20 protein-coding genes and 1 pseudogene are annotated in these 22,238 nt (G+C 61.6%); 13 read left to right on the top strand and 8 right to left on the bottom strand.

The features are described 5' to 3' along the window. Nucleotides 1–460: 460 nt before the first annotated feature. From TQ38_RS18350 to TQ38_RS18340, 3 genes are all read left to right on the top strand, one after another. Nucleotides 461–3,010 (top strand): TonB-dependent receptor, encoded by a 2,550-nt coding sequence (locus TQ38_RS18350; RefSeq protein WP_043981152.1) that lies wholly within the window; start codon nt 461–463, stop codon nt 3,008–3,010. Nucleotides 3,011–3,094: 84 nt separating this feature from the next. Then, a complete protein-coding gene (locus tag TQ38_RS18345) occupies nt 3,095–4,108 on the top strand; it encodes a DUF1838 family protein (protein ID WP_043981150.1) in 1,014 nt (337 codons plus the stop codon). 58 nt (nt 4,109–4,166) lie between these two features. Beyond that, nucleotides 4,167–5,018, top strand: coding sequence for a DUF1838 family protein (locus TQ38_RS18340; RefSeq protein ID WP_043981148.1), 852 nt, complete (start codon nt 4,167–4,169; stop codon nt 5,016–5,018). Between the two features lie 40 nt (nt 5,019–5,058). Here TQ38_RS18340 and TQ38_RS18335 read toward each other — a convergent pair whose 3' ends face one another. Continuing rightward, on the bottom strand, nt 5,059–6,243 hold the full coding sequence (locus TQ38_RS18335; protein WP_043981146.1) for a serine hydrolase: 1,185 nt from the start codon (nt 6,241–6,243) through the stop codon (nt 5,059–5,061). Nucleotides 6,244–6,712: 469 nt separating this feature from the next. Here TQ38_RS18335 and TQ38_RS18330 point away from each other — a divergent pair. Both TQ38_RS18330 and TQ38_RS18325 read left to right on the top strand, forming a co-directional pair. Beyond that, nucleotides 6,713–6,796: pseudogene (locus TQ38_RS18330) on the top strand (recombinase family protein); the annotation flags it as partial. Between the two features lie 61 nt (nt 6,797–6,857). Then, a complete protein-coding gene (locus TQ38_RS18325) occupies nt 6,858–8,006 on the top strand; it encodes a tyrosine-type recombinase/integrase (RefSeq protein WP_370059830.1) in 1,149 nt (382 codons plus the stop codon). Nucleotides 8,007–8,202: 196 nt separating this feature from the next. On the opposite strand, the gene TQ38_RS30640 is transcribed toward TQ38_RS18325, so the two are convergent. The 3 genes from TQ38_RS30640 to TQ38_RS18315 form a co-directional block, all read right to left on the bottom strand. Further along, complete coding sequence (locus TQ38_RS30640) at nt 8,203–8,373, bottom strand: hypothetical protein (protein ID WP_205316166.1); 171 nt, start codon at nt 8,371–8,373, stop codon at nt 8,203–8,205. A 298-nt stretch (nt 8,374–8,671) separates the two neighbouring features. Continuing rightward, nucleotides 8,672–9,967 (bottom strand): sodium:proton antiporter, encoded by a 1,296-nt coding sequence (locus TQ38_RS18320; protein WP_043981140.1) that lies wholly within the window; start codon nt 9,965–9,967, stop codon nt 8,672–8,674. Between the two features lie 185 nt (nt 9,968–10,152). Then, nucleotides 10,153–10,404, bottom strand: a complete 252-nt coding sequence (locus TQ38_RS18315; protein ID WP_043981138.1) for a hypothetical protein — start codon at nt 10,402–10,404, stop codon at nt 10,153–10,155. Between the two features lie 283 nt (nt 10,405–10,687). Here TQ38_RS18315 and TQ38_RS18310 point away from each other — a divergent pair, with 283 nt between their 5' ends. From TQ38_RS18310 to TQ38_RS18275, 8 genes are all read left to right on the top strand, one after another. Then, nucleotides 10,688–11,662, top strand: a complete 975-nt coding sequence (locus TQ38_RS18310) for a MucR family transcriptional regulator (RefSeq protein ID WP_052506070.1) — start codon at nt 10,688–10,690, stop codon at nt 11,660–11,662. Between the two features lie 332 nt (nt 11,663–11,994). Beyond that, entirely contained in the window at nt 11,995–12,480 is a 486-nt protein-coding gene (locus tag TQ38_RS18305) for a hypothetical protein (RefSeq protein ID WP_043981136.1), read from the top strand. A 24-nt stretch (nt 12,481–12,504) separates the two neighbouring features. Beyond that, complete coding sequence (locus TQ38_RS18300) at nt 12,505–14,247, top strand: ATP-dependent endonuclease (protein ID WP_043981134.1); 1,743 nt, start codon at nt 12,505–12,507, stop codon at nt 14,245–14,247. Continuing rightward, the gene (locus tag TQ38_RS18295) at nt 14,247–15,647 is read left to right on the top strand and encodes a UvrD-helicase domain-containing protein (protein ID WP_043981132.1); all 1,401 of its coding nucleotides are present in this window, start codon (nt 14,247–14,249) and stop codon (nt 15,645–15,647) included. Before TQ38_RS18300 ends, TQ38_RS18295 begins: the two co-directional genes overlap by 1 nt. A 437-nt stretch (nt 15,648–16,084) precedes the next feature. Continuing rightward, nucleotides 16,085–17,047, top strand: a complete 963-nt coding sequence (locus TQ38_RS18290) for a hypothetical protein (RefSeq protein WP_043981130.1) — start codon at nt 16,085–16,087, stop codon at nt 17,045–17,047. A 38-nt stretch (nt 17,048–17,085) separates the two neighbouring features. After that, the gene (locus TQ38_RS18285; protein WP_043981128.1) at nt 17,086–17,805 is read left to right on the top strand and encodes an adenylate/guanylate cyclase domain-containing protein; all 720 of its coding nucleotides are present in this window, start codon (nt 17,086–17,088) and stop codon (nt 17,803–17,805) included. Then, complete coding sequence (locus TQ38_RS18280; protein ID WP_043981126.1) at nt 17,802–18,428, top strand: Pycsar system effector family protein; 627 nt, start codon at nt 17,802–17,804, stop codon at nt 18,426–18,428. Before TQ38_RS18285 ends, TQ38_RS18280 begins: the two co-directional genes overlap by 4 nt. Before the next feature lie 130 nt (nt 18,429–18,558). Further along, on the top strand, nt 18,559–19,320 hold the full coding sequence (locus TQ38_RS18275; protein WP_162792287.1) for a HEPN domain-containing protein: 762 nt from the start codon (nt 18,559–18,561) through the stop codon (nt 19,318–19,320). A 234-nt stretch (nt 19,321–19,554) separates the two neighbouring features. Here the strand turns inward: TQ38_RS18275 and TQ38_RS18270 are convergent, their stop codons facing one another. From TQ38_RS18270 to TQ38_RS18255, 4 genes are read right to left on the bottom strand one after another with little or no spacing between them, the layout of a single operon-like run. Continuing rightward, a complete protein-coding gene (locus TQ38_RS18270; protein ID WP_043981122.1) occupies nt 19,555–19,956 on the bottom strand; it encodes a thiol-disulfide oxidoreductase DCC family protein in 402 nt (133 codons plus the stop codon). Then, nucleotides 19,949–20,482: a DUF4166 domain-containing protein gene (locus TQ38_RS18265; RefSeq protein ID WP_043981120.1), complete on the bottom strand. Its 534-nt coding sequence runs from the start codon at nt 20,480–20,482 to the stop codon at nt 19,949–19,951. Before TQ38_RS18265 ends, TQ38_RS18270 begins: the two co-directional genes overlap by 8 nt. Next, entirely contained in the window at nt 20,479–20,952 is a 474-nt protein-coding gene (locus TQ38_RS18260; RefSeq protein ID WP_043981118.1) for a DUF2269 domain-containing protein, read from the bottom strand. Before TQ38_RS18260 ends, TQ38_RS18265 begins: the two co-directional genes overlap by 4 nt. Further along, nucleotides 20,945–22,231, bottom strand: coding sequence for an SDR family oxidoreductase (locus TQ38_RS18255; RefSeq protein WP_240198135.1), 1,287 nt, complete (start codon nt 22,229–22,231; stop codon nt 20,945–20,947). Before TQ38_RS18255 ends, TQ38_RS18260 begins: the two co-directional genes overlap by 8 nt. Nucleotides 22,232–22,238: the final 7 nt, after the last annotated feature.

The following is a 22,238-nucleotide window of genomic DNA, read 5'->3' as shown; positions in this document are numbered from 1 at the left end:
GAGCTGCCAGCCTCGCAAAACCACTGCGGGATGCCCGGCCTACGTTCGAACGCGGACAAAATCCACTTGCTGACCTCACTTGATTCTACACGGACCTAGCTTGACGCAATCGGGCTATCTATCAATTTCGTATTCAAAACTGCGATGAACGGAGTTTGATTGAACCATGGCTCTATGTCGGATCACTCTACGCAGACGCACCGGGCACTGCTTCGATGCACGAAGGCCGCACCAAAGAAACTGATAGCAGGAGGGAGGAATTTCCATGCGAAATCAGCTTTTGTCCGGCTGACCGTCCGATGATCGCTCCCAGTTATAACCGCCAGTCGGATGGAACGTACACAATCTCTTCCGGGAGAGGGTGGTGAGGGAGACCTTTCGCCCAAGCCGCGCATAGATGCGGCGCGATAATATGGCCGTCAGGGGAACAGATGGTGGCTTATAAACAGGGGAAAGCAGCATGATACGGTTCGATACTCTTCGGCACGGCCTGGTTTCGTCGATTGCACTTGCGATCGGCTGCGCGGCGATGCCGGCATTCGCCCAGTCCGCCAGCGAGGAGCCGCTCGGCGACATCGTCGTCACCGGGGCACGGCTACGGCAAGAAAGCGTCCAGAAAGTTCCGATCGCGATCACCGCATATTCGGCCGAGGACCTCGAGAAGCGTAACATCAGCAACCTGAACGACCTGACCAATTCGACGCCGGGCATCGCGATCACCTCGATCGCCGGCGGCACTCTGCAGATGGTCTACATCCGCGGCCAGGCACCGGCCAACACCACCAACGACCTGAACGTCGAGGCCAACGTGGGCGTCTTCATCGACGGCATCTACCAGACCAGCCGCAACACCATCGACATCATCTCGGTGCTCGACGTCGGCAGCATCGAAGTGGCGCGCGGGCCGCAGAGTGCGCTGTTCGGTCGCTCGACGTTCGCGGGCGCACTGTCGATCGCCACGCGTGCACCGGTCGACCGGTTCGAGGGCAACGTCCAAGGTACCGTCGGCACCAACGAGGACTATCGCCTTCGCGGCAGCATTTCGGCGCCGCTGACCGAGACCCTGTCGGTGCGGGTCGGGGGCGGCTACCTGTCCTACGACGGCTACGGCAAGAACGCCGCGAACCGGAACGACAAACTGGGCGGTACCGAGAAGTACGCGTTGAGCGGAGCTATCGAGTTCCGGCCGACGCCGGAACTGACCGCGCTGCTATCGGGCTTCGTGACCCACTCCAAGACCGAACTGACCCCGTCGAGCGTGTTGCCAATCTCGATCTTCAACTGTGGCAACGTCAACGCCGCGACCGGTTTGCGCACGCGCTACTGCGGGCCCCTGACCACGCCGGAAACGAGCGACCTGTCGCCCAACCTGCCCGACACCACAGCGCGGACTCGGCAGGTGTCGTTGAACCTGAACTGGCGCCGTTCTGGCGTTTCGGCCACTAGCATTACCGCGTTCACCGGTGCCGAGAACCGCACTTACAACGACTACGACGGCAGTTCGCTGGGCTCGTTCGTGGGCGTGTGCACCGCGGGCATCGCTTGCTTCCCGGCCGGTGCCTACAGCAGAACCACCAACGTCAACCTGGTGACTTCCGGTCGTGAACGGGTGCGCACGTTTAGCCAGGAAGTTCGCCTGCAGTCGGACTCCGATGCGCCGTTCCAGTGGCTGTCCGGCATCAGCTACTTCAGTTCGCGCATCCCGCTGGCGGCGCTCGGCCTGGGCGCAGACAGGTCCGGGCTGGCGGCGAACGAGCGGGTGGTGCAAGTGAGTCCGCCGATCAATCCGGCACCGATTGGCTTCGGCGGCTATGATTTCAGCACCAACCCGTTTCTGACCAACGACTGGGCGAACAACCAGCTGTTCGCTACCTACAGCCGCGCCAGCACCAAGACCATGTCGGTGTTCGGATCGCTGTCGTATCGTCTGGGTGACCTACGGGCCAGCGCCGAGGGTCGCTACAACAGCGACCGCAAGCGGGCGCAGGTGTTCTCCGTCCTCAATCCGCTGGCACAGCCGGGATTCAACCAGCCGATCGATGGCACGACCATCCCGGAAGCGGGCGTGTTCCCGGTGGCCGGGCCGCAGTTCGCGCGCACCTTCAACAGCTTCACCCCGCGCTTCACTTTGGATTATCAGGCGACCCCGGACATCTTCTTCTATGCATCGGCTGCCAAGGGGATCCGTTCCGGCGGCTTCAACACCGGCAATGCGGTGAGCCCGACGGGCATCCTTGCGGAGGAAGTGGCCTACCAGGAGGAAAGCAACTGGACCTACGAGGCCGGTGTGAAGTCGCAGCTGTTCGACCGGCGCTTGCAGTTTAACGCGAGCTACTTCCACATCGACTGGACCAACGCGCAGATCACGGCGTTCACCAATAACCCGACCTCTCAGGGTGCCAACGCGATCGTCCGCAACGCCGGCGATCTCAAGACCGACGGCTTCGAGGTCCAGGCCGACCTGCGGCTGATCGACCAGCTCAGCATCGGCGGCAGCGTCGTCTACTCTGACCCGAAGTTTCAGGCCGGCGCGTATGATTCCGCCACTACCTGCCTGGTCGGCTCAGGCGTCACCGCAACCGCTGCGCCCGGTTGCCCGGACGTGATCATCGTCGATACCCCCAGCGGAAAGCGCGCCGCCACTTCGCTCGAAGGACGGCGGCCGGCGCGCTCGGTCAAGCTGCAGTGGAACGTCCACGCCGCTGCCGACGTGCCGCTCGGCGAGGACTGGAAGATGGCCGGGCGGGTCGATGTGTCGCGGTCGGGGCAGACTTATGCCGATGCCACCAACCTGACGTCGTTCGGTGCGCGCACGCTGACCAATGTCCGCCTGGGGGTAGAAAGCGAGCGCTACAGCATCGCGTTCTGGGCGAACAACGTGTTCGACGTGACCTACACCGCCAATGCCATCGGCCAGCCGCGCGCGGGGATCCCCTTCGCGTTCTTCCCTTACGAGGTCTACCTCGGCGAAAGCCGCCGCATGGGGGTGACTGCCGGCTACAAGTTCTGACCTTTTCCAACCGGCCGGGACGAACCTTGCGTTCGTTCCGGCCGGACATTTCCGCTTCAATCTGGCAGACAGGAATACCGAATAATGAGTGACTTCAAACTTACCCGCCGCGAAGGGTTCGGCTTTGCCGCGCTCGCTGCCGGCCTCACCGCCGTTCCGGCACTGGCCGCGTCGGCGACCGGCAAGGGTGCGGGTAAGATCGACTTCAAGGATCCCAAGTGGAACCGCGATACTTTCGCGCGCCTTGATGGCGATACCGATACCAGGAAGGAGAAGTGCGGCTGGATCAAGGGGCGGGCGATGGGCGTGCGTGAGAACGAGAAGGTTCGCCCGTTGTTCGACGTCGAGGGCTTCAGCTTCACTCGCCTGCAGAAGCTGGATGACGGCAGCTGGCGTAAGCTGCTGCGCGAGATCGTGTTCTATCGCGACCTCGAGACCGGCAAGATCCTGGAGACGTGGCGCAACCCCTACACCAACGAAGATGTCAAGGTCGTCCCGATCGCCAACGATCCGTTCAACTTCACGATCAGCGAATTCGAACCCGAGCCACCATCCTACGGTGGCCTCAACCAGGACAAGCCGCCGCGCCGTCCGCTGCTGCTCGACTGGCAGGAAGCGCCCGGCGGCATGATCCTGCTGAACACCCGCATCGACCTTTACTATCCCAATGCCCTGCGTCCCGACAAATGGGTGCGGGAATCCTCGGGCTGGATGAACCGAGTGTCGGAATACTTCACGTACTACATGAAGCGTGAAGACGTGGCGAACACGCGCCTGACCCACATCCCGCATGTCGGTTCGTGGACCCGCATCACCCCGTGGTTGCCGTGGATGATGATGGGCCAGGCCCAGGGCCACATCAACTACGTCACCAGCTACGGCTCGGTGGACGGCGAGCGCGAACTGGCGCCGGACATCGTCGCCGCTGCGCGTGCGATGGACGAGAAGTGGCTGCATGCGCCGACCGAGGATTACGGTCCGTCGCTGTCGAGCCTCGAGAACTTCGCGCGTGAACAGACGCCGTCGCCCGTGCCCGCGGGATGGAACCCGCCGCAGCCGCCCAAGGCGGTCGGCCCGCTGCCGGCCACCGCGAAGTGACGGGAAGGACGCCGGCCAGGGTCGGCGCCCTTCGTTGTTTGAGGAAAGGATGGTTGGCATGAAGCTGGGAAGACGCGATGTCGTGAAGATGGTCGGCGCCGGGCTGGCGCTTGGGGGCACGTCCACCGCGACCCTCGCCAGGACACGGGTTGCCGCACCGGCGGCAGGCACTCCGGAAGGGCGCTTCCGCTCCTACATGATGATGCGGGCCGCGCTCGATGAACGGCTGGTGATCGGCTACGTCAGTGGCAGTTATTTCGGGGTCGTGGGCGCCGAAGTCACGCCGCTGTGGGACGTGGTCGGCGCCACCTTCGCGCGCTATCGCAAGCGGCCGGACGGTGGCTACGACGGCGTTACCGGTGAGATCGCCCATTTCCTCGATCCACGGACCGGCGAGGCGCCCGGTCGCTTCCTCAATCCCTACACCGGCAAGTGGATGACCGATCCGCGCACCAACCTGCCGCCAAGCCGGCTCACGCTGTTGCCGACGCTGGAACTAGAAGTTCCGAAACTCGTGCCCGGCACCCGTTTCGACCACGTCATCAAGGCACCCGAAGTGCGCGGCGACGACACCTGGATCACCGAAGTGACGCGCGTCGGCATGCCCGCGCCTGCCGGAAAGCCGGGATTCAATTATAGCGAGATGGTGACCCTGCACGCCCGTACCGCCGATCTGCAGCGGACCGACGTGGCGCGGGTTCCGTGCCTCACCAGCTTCACCAACGTGGTCGATTGGCGGCCGTGGATGGACATGGCGGGACATCCCGGCCACCTCACCGCCATCGGCAGCGGCCGGTACGGGGTGACGCTGAAAGACCTCCCAGACCGCTGGACGGCCGCCACGCGCAAGCAGTTTCCAGATTTGCTAGACGCCCCCGGGGCGCTGCTCGATCCGCTCTGGAACGGCTGACGCAAGTAGGGGGAGCGCCTTGGCCGCTCCCCCATCCATATTACTTCTGTGGCTGAGGCCGCTTTTCGCCTCTACGCCACTCGATCCCACGCAGGATTATGTTGGGCAGCTTGCTGTTGTCCCATTCGGGCGTCGGCGCCGGACTGTCACCAATGCGCAGCACCACCGTGCGGGTTGCCGGCGATACGTAGACCACCTGGTTCGAGTTGCCATCGAACAGGAACAGGTCCTTGTCGAGGTAGGGCTCGCCATGCAGCACCTGCGGGCCGGGCTTGCCGACCGCACCGAAGCCGCGGCGATTTGCGTAGGGACCGGCCACCCACAGCCCCATTCCATAGTGCGGGTTTTGCGGGGTTCCGTGGGCCATGTCGGCAGCGTAACCCTTTGGCAGCAGACGCTTGCCATTCGCCATCCCGTCATCGAGCAGCAGCACCGCAAGCCGCAGCCAGCTTTCTGCGGGCAGGGTCATGCAGCACCCGGAATGGGCGAGGCCGCCCGAGCGGTCGACCCAGATCTCGCCTCCTTCGGCGCCGATCGGTGCGAGCACCTGCTTGCCGATGAACTCGCCGTAGCGGATCCCTGTCGCGCGTTCGATCAGCACCGCGACCAGTTCCGCCGTGGCGTTGCCATAGCCGTAGTAGCTGCCGGGCTCATGGGTCAGTGGATAGTGCGCAACGAGGTAGGCCCCGTGGTCGGGCGAGAGATAAGCGCGGTTCAATGGGTGATCGGGATCGCTGCTCGCGGCTTGCTCCATAAGGCCCGATCGCATGTCGAGCAGGTGGCGCACGGTCATCGCCGCCTTGGCGGAGCCCCGCCACTCGGGAATGAAGTCTGTCAGTGGCTGGTCGACCGAGCGGATTTTGCCGAGTGCGATGGCGCGGCCGACCGCGATAGCGCCAAGTGGTTTGGACAGGGATTTCGAGACGATCTGGGCGGAGCGGTCGCCGCCCTTGAAGTATTCCGCGCGCTGAACCTTGCCGTTGCGCCAGACGATGAACGCCCGGGCATTGCTGGCCCGCGCATACGTCGCGGCGGCATCCAGCGCGGCAGGCTTCACGGTCAACTGTGCCGTGCTAGCCGTTGGTAGCGGCGAGGCTCCGGGGGCACCCGCGATCGGTTCCATTGGGGAATAGCTGGTCAAGATGCCGCCGTTTGCCATGATCGCTTTGAACCGCTCGCGATATACCGCCTCGTCCGCATCCGAGGCCGGGGCCTGTCGCGCCATGGCGGAATCCGTGCAAAATATCGCCACGGCCCCAAGTAGAAACCGCAAGCATCTTAGCCCAGTCATGTCAATTCTCCCATAGGACGCCGCAAGCTGTCGCGTAGTGCGGAGGCAGTCGCAGCGAATGGATTCGCACAGCATGGAAGGCATTTGAAGTGACGGCACACCATGGAAATACGTACTTTGCAAATTGATCGTCCGTCGGACATGATAGTTCGCTTGCAAAGCATGGCGACCACTGACGCAGGTTTCGCTATCCGCGCCGATTGCGTAAAACACGCGCGTCAGATTGATAAGGCGACCCGCAATGCGCCGTTATACGGAGACCTGGGCAAACCGGTGGCTAGGCGGCAGATTTCCTGACCTACGCCAGCCATGGCGTACTCGGCCCGCTTCCGTTGGCGACTGGCTGGGCTTAAATATAACGGGGTCAACGGTTCCTTTGACCCCGTTATATGGATTGTGAAAAATGGCTTTGATTGGCTACGCCCGCGTATCCACCGATGAACAGGACACGGCGGCGCAGTTGGACGAGCTGCGGCGGGCGGGGTGCGTGACGATCCTGGAGGATCGCGCTAGCGGTGGAAGCCCAGGGCGGGGCAGGCTTGCTGCTGCTGCCGCTGGTGACCACATTGCGTACGGCCGAGCCGGTGGTGATCGATGCACCCCTGCTCGAGGCCTTCCAGGCCGCCGCCTCGCGCCATACCCTGCTGGCGCTACGCTCGGACCTGACTGCGTTCGATCTGTGGTGTCGCGAGCACCGCCGGATCACGCTGCCGGCGAATGCGCAGGATGTCGCCGACTATCTCAAGTACCGGGCAGGGCAGGGGGCCAAACCTGCCTCACTCGCGCGATACAAAGCCTCAATCGCCCGGCTGCACCAGTTGCTCGGCCTGGTCGATCCCACCACCGCGCCGCTGGTCAAGCTGACCTTGGCGGCTATCCGGCGCGACAAAGGCGTGGCCCAGCGCCAGGCGGCGCCGCTGCGCTTCAAGGGGCCCGTTTCCGACCTCGAGCGAGATTCTGCCCGAGGACTCAATCTTCGCGCACTGCTCGACGCCTGCGGCGAAGACATGACTGGCCTGCGCGATCGAGCGCTGCTTAGCTTGGCTTACGACACCGGTCTGCGGGCCAGTGAACTTGTCGCTGTCGACATGAGGCACATTGTCGAAGCCAATGATCCCGATGCGAGACTGCTTACGATCGCGCGCAGCAAAGGCGATAGTGAGGGGGAGGGGGCTACCGCGTTCCTCAGCCCAAGGACCGTACGTGCGCTCGATCTTTGGCTGGAGGCGTCGGGTGTCGAGGCAGGGCCATTGTTCCGCCGGGTGATCGTGCGGCGGTACAAGGCCCGGGCCCGTGTGCCGGGGCGCGACCTGTCGACGATCGCTGGCCGGGAAATCTGGGACCTGCGCAAGACGCTGCCCAAACCTGCAGTGCCGGCCCGCACCGAATTCACCGTAGGCCAAGGTGCCCTCCATCCTGGCTCGATCGGGCCGATCTGGCGCGCGATCATCCGCCGCGCCTTTGAAAAAGGCGCGCTTCCTGACCTGACGAAGGATGATCTGGAGCGCCTGTTGCAGCGGATCAGCGGGCATTCCACCCGGGTGGGACTGAACCAGGACCTGTTCGCCAGCGGTGAAGACCTGGCCGGTATCATGGATGCGCTTCGGTGGAAGTCGCCGCGGATGCCGCTCTCGTACAACCGCAACCTGGCGGCGGAGCATGGGGCCGCAGGCCGGCTCATGAAGAAACTGGGATGAGGGAGCCGCGCCATCCTTTCATGAACTAAGCGTGGGGCCTCAGCGATTTTTCGCTTGAGTGCGGGTTGGCTCAGCGAGACCGATTGCGGTACGCGACGGCAGATCTTTGGGTTCGAGATCATGGCGCACGCTCGATCTAACGAGCAATTCCCTGTGCGGCGTGCTTCGCTTTGCTCAGTGAAAGGGGGGGTGGCGATCAGATTACCGGGAGCGCACTAACCTCGCGGAGTGCGGCGGCGATCATCGCGGCGAGCGTTTCTTCTGCGCGGATGCGGACTGCCGGCTCTTTGGATTCCAAATCATGGCGTACCCATTGCGGCGTCCGCTCGATCACCTGCAGGACTGTGGTGGTCAGCGTTTCCGTCATTCCTATCGCCCCCTCTTTTATGTTGCCGCGCGCCGAATACGCCACGAAGCCCATCTTCCAAATAGGTACGGCGGACGACAAAAAAAGCCGGCCACATGGGCCGGCTTTGGAAGTTTTGGGAGAGGATGCCTGAAAGGCATCACCTGTATGTCCGATGCTGCGGTGCAGCAGGTGCAATCAGCAAGAGGCGCAAGGTATGGAGCCTCAGGCTCGCGCCGCACTTCTTGACGTTGCTTGCCGTACTGTCGGGGACCTATTCCAGCGGGGAGCAGGTGTTTTATTAGGCTTCGATGTGCACTCAGCTCCCGCGTCGCAGCCCCGGGGGAGGAAGCTGCTGCGCCTCGGGGTCGACACCGCGGCGGCGATCCAGCGACCGCATGATCGGCGTCACCGTCAAACCGTGGAGCAGGATCGAGAACAGCACGACGAGCCCGACGATACCCCACAGCCTCTCCGCTTGCGGCACAGGCATATGGTTGATGCCGAATGCGAGATAGTAGATCGAACCCACACCGCGGATGCCAAAGAAGGCAAGGGTCATTTTCTCGCCGGCATCAGCCGGATACCCCAAAAGCCCAAGCCACCCGGTGAGGGGGCGAATGACCAGCAAGATTGCCGCAGCAACGCCCACGTCGGCCCAGCCAACATGGGCGAGCAGACCGCTGACCAAAGCGCCTCCGAAAAGGATGAGCAGGACCATCATCGCTATCCGTTCGATCTGCTCGGTAAGGGCGTGCATTTCGCTTTGGAAGTCGTGATCGCGGTGCGCATGCCGGAAGGTAAGCGCCGTCACGAAAACCGACAGGAAGCCATAGACGTGCACCATCTCCGTCAGTCCATAGGATACAAAAGTTGCAGACAGGGCGATAAGGCCATCGCCCGTCTTGGCGAGCTTGGTCTCGGCGGGGATGCGGAATGTGAGCCACCCGAACAGGCGCCCCACCAGCCATCCACCCACGATGCCGCCGCCGACTTCCCACAGCACGCGGTAGCCGATCCATTCTCCAACCCATAGCTTGCCGGCGGGCAGCGCGGCGGCGAGCAGGATGGCGAGATGCACAAACGGAAAGGCTGCGCCATCGTTGAGTCCGGCCTCTGAAGTGAGGCCGAAGCGGACCTCGTCTTCATCGCCGGTTTTGGGTGGCCCCACCTGGACATCCGCGGCCAGAACCGGGTCGGTCGGCGCGAGACTTGCCGCTAGCAGCAGGGCGACAGCCCAGGTCACCTCTAACGTCAAGGTCGCCATGACAGTGATCAGCAGAATGCCGAGCGGCATCGTGATCCCGAGCAGCCGCCAGGTGACTGCCCAGCGCCGCCAACCAAACACCCGGTCAATTTTCAGGCCGGCGCCCATAAGGGCGATGATGACGACAAATTCGGCAAAACGCTCGGTGATGTGCGGGTGAAGCATCGGGAGAGGCCGCAGCGAGACCGCCGGGAGCAGGAAGACGGCGGCTCCGATACCGATGCAGATGATCGGCAGAGACAGTGGCAACTTTTTCAACGCGAGTGGCAACCAGGCGACCAGGGCGATGAGCACGCCGAGGCCGGTCATGATGACGATGTAGGGCTCGGGCGATGCGAATGAAGGCATGTCAGGCGAACGTGTCAGACCGAAAAAAGACGCATTTGAAACCCGTGGCCGCAGCGAGACGTCGCACGGCTGTGTTTGGCTGGGGCTTCGCCAAAGGGTCATCACCGCGAATGAGATTACGCCGGTGGGCCCTATTACGGAATATGTCAGGCGCGTTGCGCGCCCGACGCTCCCACCAAGCCGTCCTATTCCCGGCCGGAATTTCGCCTGCCGGAGATCAGGCTGTCTTGAGCTTCGGCTGACGAATTCTCTTCATCACCTTCGGAAGCCCGCGCCTCCTTATCCGAGATCTTTGTTTTCGCGGGCTCGGAAAATGGCTTGGCTTCCGCCCCGGCAAGGCCGCGCTCAATATCGCGTTCCGTTTCGGATTGCGCATCGACGCCGTGCTGCACGGGCTGATCGTTGTTCTCTCCGGGGCCTATCGAGACTTCGTCCATGAGTGCTCTCCTTTACGACGTAACGGTCCGCAAGGCCGCCCCGTTCCTCGGCCCGAATACCTTCGTCAACGCCGCTGACTGGTAATCGAACATGCCCCGCGAGCGGTACTGCTTTGCACTCGCGGTGCATTCAGATGGACGTTGAACCAGCGAAGACTATGAAAACATCGTTAGCTGGTTTATTTGCTTCAGAAATGTGCAGTCGGAATGTCTCGAACTGCAAAAAAGCCTTCGGGCGGCCGAAACTCGCCGCGCGTCGTGGAAGATAGGGAAGCGGACAAGAATGGCCGAAAACGAAAAGCAGTCTGACATCGCCTCGCTCACTGTTGAACTGCTGAGTGCGTACCTTGCCAACAACGCGGTGCCGTCGGCGGATCTCGCAGGTCTTATCCAGTCCACGAGGGCTGCCCTGACGCAGGACGCAGCTCCGGCGGCGCCTGAAGCAGAAAAGCCTACTTTCACGCCGGCCGTAACGGCGCGCAAGAGCTTGGCGTCGCCGGATCACATCATCAGCTTGATCGACGGCAAGCCGTACAAGGCGCTCAAGCGTCACCTCACGCGGCACGGCCTGACCCCGGAAACCTACCGCGAGCGCTACGGCCTTCCGGCCAGCTATCCTATGGTCGCCCCGTCCTTCGCGGACATGCGCCGTGCGATCGCGGAAAAGATCGGGCTCGGGAACAAGAAGGCCACAGATCCAGCCACACCAGCAGATGCTGTAGCCGGCGCAGATGCTGCGGAAGCGACTGACGTTGCCGCACCCGTTGCCGCCAAGCCGAAGAAGCAGGCTGCCAAGACGGCTGCGGTAAAGGCCGCCAAGGCGCCAGCCCGCAAAGCGAAAGCGACCACGAAACCCACCGCCACTTCAGCGGAAACGGTGACGGCGCCAGTTGCAGAGGTCGCGGACAGCCCAGTTGAGCCGCAGGTCGCCGAGCAGGCCGTCGAAACTCCCGGCGCACCGCCGACCGCGACGAAGGCTCCGGCTCGCGGCGCAGCGCCAAAGAAGCAACCCACGAAGCGCATGGCGCGGACGCCGAAGTCTGCGGCAAAGTCCGAAGCGATTGCCCCGGTGTCGGAAGAAAACTTGTCCGCAGAAACCGCCGACGCCCCGGCTACCGCAGAAAAGCCGAAGCGCCGCGGCAAGTTGGGTCTGTTTGTGAAAGAGGCGGCTGACACAAGCGCTGCAACCGAGACCCCGGCCCCGGCGCCCGGCGCTGCCAAGACGCGGTGGAAGCGTCCCGCCGCGAAGGCCAAGTAATCGTCGCCCGGCCCCCCTTGTCACTCAGCGGCGGGGTGGCCGGGCGACGATCCCGCTGCGTAGACTAGCCGGGCCGGGGTGCGCACAATGCGCATCCGGAACGACCGGACCTGGGGACGATCCGGACAGGCTCCTTTTGGGTTCCGTCCGAGCCTGAGCCGCCCTTTATTCATGTCGGCAAGAACCGGCGAGACCGTCCGAGGGTGGGACTTACCGGACAGTCGCCTTTGGAGCCGTCGGCCAAGATAAGCCGACGCTCTCCTTGTGGCTGCGCGAGGCCGGGCTAAAGACCTCCCTTAGGATGAAGCTTTCGTTCCCGGTTCGCCACTTGAATGACCGCTATCGAATGCGACCGGTCAAAGTTCGAGGCACTGGAAGGCAAGGCTAGGCGTTTGCCCTTCGCCTTCGTCCGGAAAGAACTCTTCCACGAGTCGTCGATCTCGTTGCTCCACTGCGATATGCGCGATCCCACTCCGGTGGCGCGAACGCTTTTGACCATGCCGTTCGTAGACGAGGTCAGCAGGGATCGCATGTGCCTCTGGATGCATGGGCGGCTGGACCTCTGGACCACCTGGGGCGAGGTCGCGAAGGACAATGGCGCGCTTGCGCTGACACAGGCGTTGCCGGCCCTGCTTATGCTCGAACCGGGCATCGTGGGCGATGCTTCGGTCGGAGCGCTAACAGTCATCCGGATCGAACTGGGGGGGAAGTCCGACGTAAATCTCTCTCCTAAAACGCAACGCGGCCTGCCATCACATACCGCCATGACGTTCCATTGCCTCGTGTTGCCCAAGCGCGATCTGCGCGGCACAACGTAAAGTCGACAATAGGGGGAATGCAGTATGCCACTGATTCGTCAGTTGAAGATCAGGCGTTTCCGGGGGATCGGCCGACTGGAGTGGGCACCTGGCAGTGGTATCAATGGACTGATTGGTCCCGGGGATTCCGGTAAGTCGACTGTGCTGGATGCCGTCGATATGGTGCTGTCGGCCAGACGGTCAGCGACGTTCACGGACGCCGATTTCCATGGGCTGGACACGACCCAGGAAATCCAAATCGAAGCCACGATCGGCGACCTGCCCACTTCGTTGCTGGAGCTTGACCGTTACGGGATGTTCCATCGGGGATGGGACAGCGACTTTGGTGTGTCCGATGAACCCGAGGTGGGCGGCGAGATTGTAATCTCAGTACGACTGACCGTGGGGGCAGACCTCGATCCCAAATGGACGCTCTACTCGGAGCGCGCTGAAGCCGAGGAAGCTCTACGCGATCTGCCCTTCGCAGAAAGGGTCCGACTGGCGCCTACGCGGCTTGGTGCGTTCGCCGGCCACCATCTTGCTTGGGGACCGCGTAGCGTTCTGAACCGCATCGCGGAAGTAAGGCCAGCCGCAGGCGCCGCGCTGGCGGATGCCGCCAGACAAGCTCGTGCAGCATTCGGCGATGCCGCTGCGGCCGAGGTGGCCGACACGATTGACATGGTCCGGGATGTCGCGGGCCAAGTGGGTGTTGTGGGCGCGGAAGAGGCCGAGGCTCTCCTTGACGCGCATGGTGTAAGTTTCGGTGCCGGTTCGATCGCTCTCCACGACGGAAACGGCGTGCCGTTACGCAACCTTGGCTTGGGCAGTTCACGTCTTCTCGTCGCAGGTCTACAAGCGTTGGCCGGCAACACGTCTCCAATCACGCTGGTCGATGAGCTCGAACATGGCCTTGAACCATTTCGGATCATCCGCCTGCTTCACCAGCTAGGCGCGAAGGATGCCGAACCTCCACGCCAAGTCTTCGTTACGACGCATTCTCCTGTTGTTGTGCGAGAGCTTTCAGCCCAGCAGCTGTGGCGAGCGAAGCGCGAACCGGCGGCACCGAACCTTTCTTTGATCAAGCTAGGTCGCAATCCAGCTGACCAAGGAACCCTTCGGACCTGCGCCGACGCATTTCTGGCACCTAGCGTCCTCGTGTGCGAAGGCGCGACCGAGGTTGGGCTCATCCGCGGTCTTGATCTGTATTGGACAGACCAGGGCGAAAGACCGATGGGAAGCTGCGGTGTGGCCATAGCCGATGGCACCGGTTCGAACATGCTCCAGCGAGCACTCGCTTTTGCGCAAGCTGGATACCGAACAGCCCTCTGGCACGATTCCGACAAGGAATTGGACGTAGGTGAATTGCTCGCACTTCACGCAGCCGGGGTGACGCGGTTCTTTTGGGACGAGCCCTACACCACCGAGATGCAAATTTTCGCATCGATTGCGGACGATGCCGTTGGTCCGCTGGTCGATCTGGCTCGTGACTGGAATGGAGAGGAGTCTGTCAACGCGCAGATCCATGCACGCGACGCCGATATCGACCTCGCCTTCGATGACCCATTCGGGTTCACCGCGCAGGAACGCGCGGTTCTCGGGGCCGCCGCCACCAAGGGGAAATGGTACAAGACGGTCAGTTATGCGGAAACGCTCGGCCGAGAGGTGATTGGACCGCATCTGGCAGCCAGTGGCGGCCGCCTGACTCAGACGATCGGGGAACTCCGTGCATGGATAATGGGCGCGGCTGGAGAAAATGAGGCAGACGATCACGGGGACGTGGAAATCTGATGCCTCTGTTCGATCTTCCTTCAGGCTCAGTCGTAGCGCCGGCCGGCTGCGGCAAAACGCAGACCATTGTCGATGCACTTGCACATCATGATGGACAGCCGGTCCTCGTCCTCACGCATACTAATGCTGGCGTCACCGCGCTGCGCAATCGACTTGCCCGCTCCGGCGTGCCAGCCGAACGCTACAGGCTCGCTACCATCGACGGATGGGCGCTAAAGCTGATTACGCTCTACCCGGGCCTCGCTGGTCATCGCAACGCCAATGGCGCAATCGACTACCCCTCCACGCAGGACGCGGCAATCGGGATCCTGGAGGGAGGGGCTATCGCAGCGATTCTTCGGGCAACGTATAGCCGGGTTGTCGTCGACGAGTATCAGGATTGCTCTGCCCGACAGCATCGCCTTGTACGTGCGATCGCTGCAGAACTCCCATGCCACGTCCTTGGCGATCCACTGCAATGCATCTTCAATTTCAACGGTGAGCATCCGGACTGGGAGGGCGATGTGCTGCCTCACTTCCCAACCGTCCTCGAGCTGGATGTGCCGCACCGGTGGACTAATGCCGGGCAACAGGTCCTCGGGCAGTGGATTCTCGACGCTCGAACCGAATTGCTGCGCGGCGGTCAGATCGATTTCAGGCACGCCCCGCCCTCGGTGCGGTGGCTTCAGCTCCCCGACGATGTGCAGGAACGAAAGCGAGATCGTCACGCAGCGGTACGCGCTATCCGACTAGGAGCCGGCGCTAGCCTCCTGGTCATCGGGGACTCGCGCCCAGTTCAGAACCGTCTCGACTTTGCACGCGCGAACGCGGGAGTGCAGGTGATCGAGCCGGTGGACATGTCAGACCTAATCTCGGCTGCAACTGAAATCCAGGATGCCGCCGGCATCGACCGACTCAACGCGACACTTCGTTTCGTATCTTTGGTCATGGCCGGCGTTGCCCAACCTCTGGCACAGCGGGTCAATGCCCTGAGGCGGGGGGAACAGGACCCACCCGCCACTGTCGCCGAACAGGCATGTCTGCGCTTCTTCGAAGAAGATAGCCTCTCGTCGGTTCATGCTATTCTGGATGTCCTTCGTGTGGATGAAGGACTGCATGTGTTTCGGCCGCATCTGCTGGCCGTGATGCTGGCAGCGCTGACGCGCGCAACGGGCCGTGGGATTGATTTGCGCACTGCGGCCATTGCTGAACGGGAGGCTCAGCGTTCCAAAGGACGCCCGCTCCCCCGGCGGGGCATTGGAAGTACGCTTTTGCTAAAGGGTCTCGAGGCAGAGCATGCGGTCATTCTCAATGCAGGCTCGATGAACGCTACCAACTTGTATGTTGCGATGAGCCGCGCCTCCACGTCATTGACCGTCTTGTCGGGCCAGCCGCTCATGCCCGTGAGGGGAACTGAGTAAGCGGATACCTAATGTGTCGCAAGCTCCTTCAGCCTGACGGCGAGGCGTTCGCGAATCTACCTGGTGAAGGCGGCCTGCTGCCGGTTTGGCGGGCACCGAGAGGTGAAATCGCGCGGACGTGGATGAAGGCTCAACGATCGCGGACGTGAGTGGTCTGCCAGTCACCGTAGCAGGGAGCGACAACGATGAAAGCTGCCGCTCCGAAAGTGCGAGCGTAAAATTGCTCGCTGAACGGCCGTAAAGGGTCGACGGCGGAAGGGGCTGCTACGCGCCCATTGTTGCCATTCAACTCAGATTTTCCCGCGCTCGAAATCGGACACTAAAATTATGGCCGGGGCCGGAAGCGGAATGGCACGCTCCGGACAGCTGTCTTGGGATACCCTCAAGCACTGGTGAATCAGGTTTGGGATTTCGTGTTGAGGCGGTATGCATGACACATGGCGACAGATCGCGATAACGATTGGCGGGACAAAGACGAGGCAGGCAAGGTGCGCGCGCGGTTCGATTTCGAGATCGAGCCAATTCGATCAGATGAAACAAACCAGATCGTTACCGTTTGCGTTCACCCCAGCAAGAGGCGTTATTCGATTGTAGAAGTGAACGGTGAACGTCACTACCTCGACAAATTCCTTCGCACGATAATTCCAGAAGAAGCCGTTAAGGAAATGGCTGTCGCGAAGTTCGGCGGCTTGCCCGTGATTTACAATCCACCGTCCATCGAATCCGCCCGCGAATATGCTTCTGTAAGACTGGGTGCGATCGCCGCCGAGCTTCGCGGTGAAAGTTACGTCGCACCGACAGAAAAGGCGCGCCCGCAATCGCAACTCTCATTCGCAGAAGGCACGCGCTTTCTTACCTTTCTATCAGTGGATATTTGCGGAAGCAGCGGCCTGCGTCGCCGCGACCCCGAAGCCTTCGAGCGCGCATACGACATTTTTTTGAGGGAGCTTGCCACCTCCGTCGGTCATTTTCACGGCGCGATTCTGAAGACGACAGGCGACGGCTTCATCGCCACCATCGACAGCGAGGGCTACACGACCCAATGTGACAATACCGTCGATCTTGGGCTTACATTCCTTGCGGTCCTGCGGGGGTCCGTAAACCCCGCCTTGGAGGCGGCTGGATTACCCTCACTTAGCATACGGGTGGGAGCCGATTGTGGCGCGGCGCGTCTGCGGAAAATCACCGTGCCCGCAACGGGCTTTGAGGCGCCGGAAGTGGCAAGCGATGCGCTCAACCGCGCCGTTAAGATCGAACAAACCGCCGCCGCGAACGAATTGCGGATCGGACGCGGTCTCTACGAGCTGGTGCATGTGCAATGGCTGGAGCGTTGTGAAGAAGTGGAATTCGACGGCAACGACGTCGGCATAGAAAGCTATCAGGTCTACAAGGTAGAATAGCTGTGTCCGATCCGAACAAACTCACACGGGCGTACCTTATGAAACAGGTGGCGCGGAATCTAGCGGCGGTGGACAAAATCCGCGAGCGCAGTCAGGTTGCGGCAGGGCGGGTTGTTCCATCCAGTGGCGACCTTCCGCTTCACGCAGGCCGCCGCATTGATGCCACAGTGATGTTCTTAGACATCAGCAAATTTTCGAGCCGCCCGTCTTGGACAGATATGGAGCAGGAGAACAATCTCCGCGTCCTGTCGTTGTTTTTCAGCGAGATGATCCGCATTGTTCTCGACTATGGCGGCACTGTGGAGAAGAACACGGGCGATGGCCTAATGGCCTATTTTACCCGCAACGCGGCAAGCGGCGTTACCTCACAGCAGACCGCCGTCGCCGCCGCCCTCACGATGTTCAGCGCGGCAACGACCATTGTAAATCCGCTTATCCAGAATGCGGGGCTTATCCCGCTCGATTTCAGAATTTGCCTCGATCATGGCCCGATCACCATCGCGCAAGTGGGTGTCGCCCGCGATTTCAACGGCATAGTTGCTATAGGGACGACGGCAAATATTGCGAGCAAGATGCTGGCTTTCGCTGATCCGAATACAATTTTGATCGGGACAAAAGTATACGAGGGTTTGCCCGCCCTCTGGCAATCTGAGTATGTTACTTTCAAGACGGCAGAGACGGGCTGGTTCTACACCGACAACGACGTGCCTTACGCCGTCTGGCTTTATCACGGACGATGGAACGTTCCGACAGCATGACCGACCAAAACCAATCTGCCAGCGCCGAACATACGCCCACGCTGATCGTGGAAGAGGTCCGAAGCGCACCATCGCTGGCTGTACCGGAAACAGGCCGCGGGGAAATCGTGCCATCTTCCGTATCCCCTCTAGAAGACCACCACGCGGATTTCGCGGGTTTTCAAGAAGAGTACGTCAGAAATTACATATCGCTGGCCGATACAAAAGCCGCGTGGACGTTCACAATCGCCTCCGGCGTTCTGGTGTACCTGATCGGAGCTGATAAAACCAAAGACGCGCTTTTGGCACCTGAGTTGTCATGGCCCTACGCTTTGCTTATCGCCTCTGTTCTTCTTCTCGTGGTTTCGGCATTCTTTTCTTTCCGCGTTGTCGCGCCAAGGCTGGCTTCGAAATCGGGTGAGGGGATTGTTTTCTTTGGATCGGTCGCCGCGAAGGACGACGCCGCAAGCTATGTCAGCGAAGTGGCTGCACACGATCCGGCAGAAATTACGGAAGCGCGTTTGAAACATTGCTTCGACGTATCCAAAGTCTGCGACGGAAAATATGCTTCTCTCAAGAAGGCAATCTGGTTCGGGCTTCCCGCGTTGGCGGTTACTTTGGCCGCCGTCCTTTTAAATACTTAAAGACTTAGGCCGTAGATTCATAAGCGCGAATTCCTGATCGTGATCGTCGCCGCAGCCGCCTTCGACACAATCCGACATTCCCACACGACAATAATCTATCGGAAAACTCGCTGGAGGGGATATTTTCGTAATGAAGCATACTCAGGCCTATCTCGTCTGGAGATCCCATTCTCAAAAGATGCTCGATTTTGCGGTTCTCGTGACGACGGCCGCGCCGCAACTCAATCACGCGCTTCAAGGTCACGTTCAAAATTCATCGACGTTTTTGGCAACCAATCCTGCGTTTAGACCGTCAAATGAGCCCTACGCAACTGAACGTCGAGCTCTTCCTGAACATCAAAAAGTTTTAGGCGCTACATTGGTTTTGTCCATTTTCTCCTATTTCGAGACCTATTTTTTTAGCGTAATTGACGAGATTATTGCCTTCCATGGAGGTTTCGAAGAATACGTGCCAATTATTGCGAGCCAATTGAGGGCGGCGGACGCAAAGCCAGCGCCAGCTGGCCTCAAGTTTCTGCAGAAACTCTTCAAATCTTCGCGTGCAGATCGATATCGGAAGTATAGTTCTGCCGTATCGAAAGAGGCGTTCATGTGGCCATCCCACCGGTTCATGCTCTTCGGGTTCAAGCAAGCGGTGAAGCAGCGCAAGCGGTGGCGCTCCGCTGACATCCCGGATCTAATGTCCGACTTGCTGGGTATGGAAATTTCGGCAAATGATCGCGATAAATTTCATGGTGTCAGAGATAGTAGAAATAAAATAGCTCATGGGAAGTCGCTTGCCTTCGACCTTCAGAAGGCAATCGGAATAAGTAATTTCTTCCTCGATCTCTCTCGAAGAGTTGAGGACCATGTGACTAGCCGTTTTATGATTATTGAAAAATATGCCCATTGAGAATTTCTGGCTTGTTGCCAGAGGAGGGGCGGCTATCCCCTCTTACTCGCCGGTAAGCCGACATTCCGAAATCGGCCCGTCTAGGGCATCCAAAATGAGAAAGCTGCCGGTCCGCACCTGGGAGCATAAAATCGGCGGCTGAATGACGGACAAGGGTCGTATCGGGAGACGTGTTCTTTTGCGCTCGGTAGCCATTCAATTTGTCCGCGAAGTCGGATGGAGAGAACCGTGCGATCACATAATCCGATCAGCATGTTCTGCGTTGGGTATCCAGCAAGTCTCCCGCCGCCCGAAAATCCTATACCGATGGCGCGCTACCCATCGATACGCTGGATCGCGCAGCCAGCGCGGCATCAGCAGTGCCAGCCCGGCAATGCGCCATGGCCATCCAAGGCCTGTATAGATCGACAGCACTGCATCGCTGTCCCGTAATACTCGGTCACCATCGATCACCAGGATGGTATCCGGGTCATTGGGATCGACACCGTGCTTACGGAACAATGCCGCGCCGACTGCGCCCTGCATCGGTGCGAGGCGATAACGGCGGGCTTTGTCATGGGTCAGAATGAACTGTGCGTTGGCCGAACAAAGCACACATTCTCCGTCGAACAGGATGATGGGCTGCGCTTCAGGCATCGCGGCGCTCCATGCTGCCGGTGTAGTGGATGATGGGCCCCAGCAGCGGCAGACTGACCGGAACATCGAAAACGTATCGCCCATCCTGCTCCCGTTCCGTGGCACGGCAGCGCGGGCGAAGCCAGGATGGGAGCGACAGGCCCAGAAAACGAAAGGCCACCAGATCGAGCATTATCTGGCCGCCGCCGTACGACACCCGGAAGATATTGGTGGCCAAGCCCATCCTTTCCACCATCAAACCGTCCCTGACGGTAAGGTCGCTGCGGTAACTGCGACCGGCAAAAATACGCCGCCATCTTTCGCCGTGCGCCAGTCGCTCGAACACGACGGAAACCGGAACCCCGTGCCCTTGGGCCGGCAATTTCATCATCCGGCACAGCAGCCGGGCGATGGGATTGCGGCTGAGCGTCACATGCGCCAGCCCTTCCCAGTGTTGCCTATCATCGGCGTCGTGCGCGGCGCGAAGCACCGGCGGCAACGCATCCATGTCGCCTGGCAGGAGGCGTCGGAACAGCGGCGGGTTCAAAATGCGATCTCCGGTTTGGCAACCATCAGCCAGTAGATGATGAGGACGCCGGTGAAAGCCGGCCAGCCAAGGCCGAACCACCAGCGTGACAGGCGGAAATAGCGCGGCGGCAATGCCTCTCCATCCGGCGTCCTGTCGGCGATCCGGCGCATCTCCACCTGAATGAACACGACCGGCACCCAACAGGCACCGACCAGCACATAGAGCAGCATCGCTGCCACCAGCCAACCGCTGCTTAGCGGGAAGCCGGCGATCTGCGCCAGCCATACGCCCGTGACCGGCTGGACAATGACGGCAGGCGTGGTGAACAGCCAGTCGGCAAGCACGACATTGCGGTTCACCACGCGGCGTGCGGCGAGCGATCCGGTACGGTTCGCCATCCATCCGTGAAAGGCCGTGCCCAGCCCCGTTCCGAACAGCAGCGTGGAACTGAGGATATGGATCAGCTTGAGAAACAGGTATTCATCCACGGCGCATCTCCAATGCATGCACGGCGAGGGAAAGGCCCAGAACGGCCAGGTTCTTGACGAGCGGCCCGAACGGGTCCGCCCAGAGCTCGGGGGCGACCGCGCTGAGGATCGTCGTGTAGCCGCCCATCAGCATCACCCCCGCAAGGGCGCCGCCGCGCCATCTTGCCAGAATTGCCAGGCCCACGGCGATGTCGGCCAGCGAACCGGCCCAGAGTGCGACCATCGCCGCTGTCCCCGCAAGCCCAAGCCGCTCCAGCATGGCATCGGTGCTGCCGGCAGGTGCCAGCCCCAGCGAGACCAGCCCGCCGGCAAGCCAGACCAAGGCCAGCAGCCATCGCATGACGGGGATCATCGGCGCCAGCCGGCTCATCGCCAGATCAGCCGAGGTCGAGGGATGCAGCGCCAGCACCTGTTCGAGCAGACGGGGCATGATCCCCGTCGCCTCGACCAGCGGAGCAAGCGGTGCGGTATTCCCGGCCGCCAGCATAGTCAGGCTCTCGGGCGAGGCAGGCCCAATGCCAGCAAGGGTAACGAACGACAGAAGCCAGCGCGGGATCGGCAGTACCGGCGTCCGCCCCATCTCCAGCCCCAGCCAGCGCCCCATCACGGCGGTCAGTTCGTCCGTGGACATCGCTGCGGGACCGACGACGTCAAGACGAGCGCACAAAGCCCTCGGTGCCCGGAGCAGGTGCACCACGATCTCCACCAGGTCGTCGACATGGATCGGCTGCACCTGCCAGTGACCGCCGCCCAGGCGCGGCCTCACCGGCAAGGCCGCCAGCGCAGCGAATAACGCAGAACTCGCTCCGCCGCGTCCCAGCACCAGCGATGGCCGCAGAATCGCCCAGCCCATGGCCGTTCCATCAGCGTCGAGGCGGGCAAGGTGATCGTCGGCAGCGCGCTTGCTGCGATGGTAGGGCGTCGTCCCGGTCTCGTCAGCGCCGAGTGCGGATATCTGGATCACCCGGCCGACATCCGCCCCGCGCGCACCGTCGAACAGGGCGATAGCGCCGCGCTGATGGACCCCGGCGTAATCGGCCCCGGCGCCGATGATACCGGCGCAGTTGACCACGGCATCAAAGCCGTTGAGCCGCTGTGCCCAATCACCGGACCCGTCGTGCGCGAGATTGCAGGGCACGATCTCCACGCCGGGCAGGAGGCGCGACAGAGCATTGGGATCGCGCCCGGCAGCGACGACCTGCAGGCCTTCGCCTGCAAGCCGCGCCGTCAAGTGCCGCCCAATGAAGCCCCCTGCCCCGACGACAAGCACGCGCATCATGGCCTCC

This window comes from Novosphingobium sp. P6W, assembly GCF_000876675.2.
Taxonomy (GTDB): Bacteria; Pseudomonadota; Alphaproteobacteria; order Sphingomonadales; family Sphingomonadaceae; genus Novosphingobium.
Note: the sequence above shows the minus strand (reverse complement) of the source record. Positions and strands in the feature narration are given on the sequence as shown.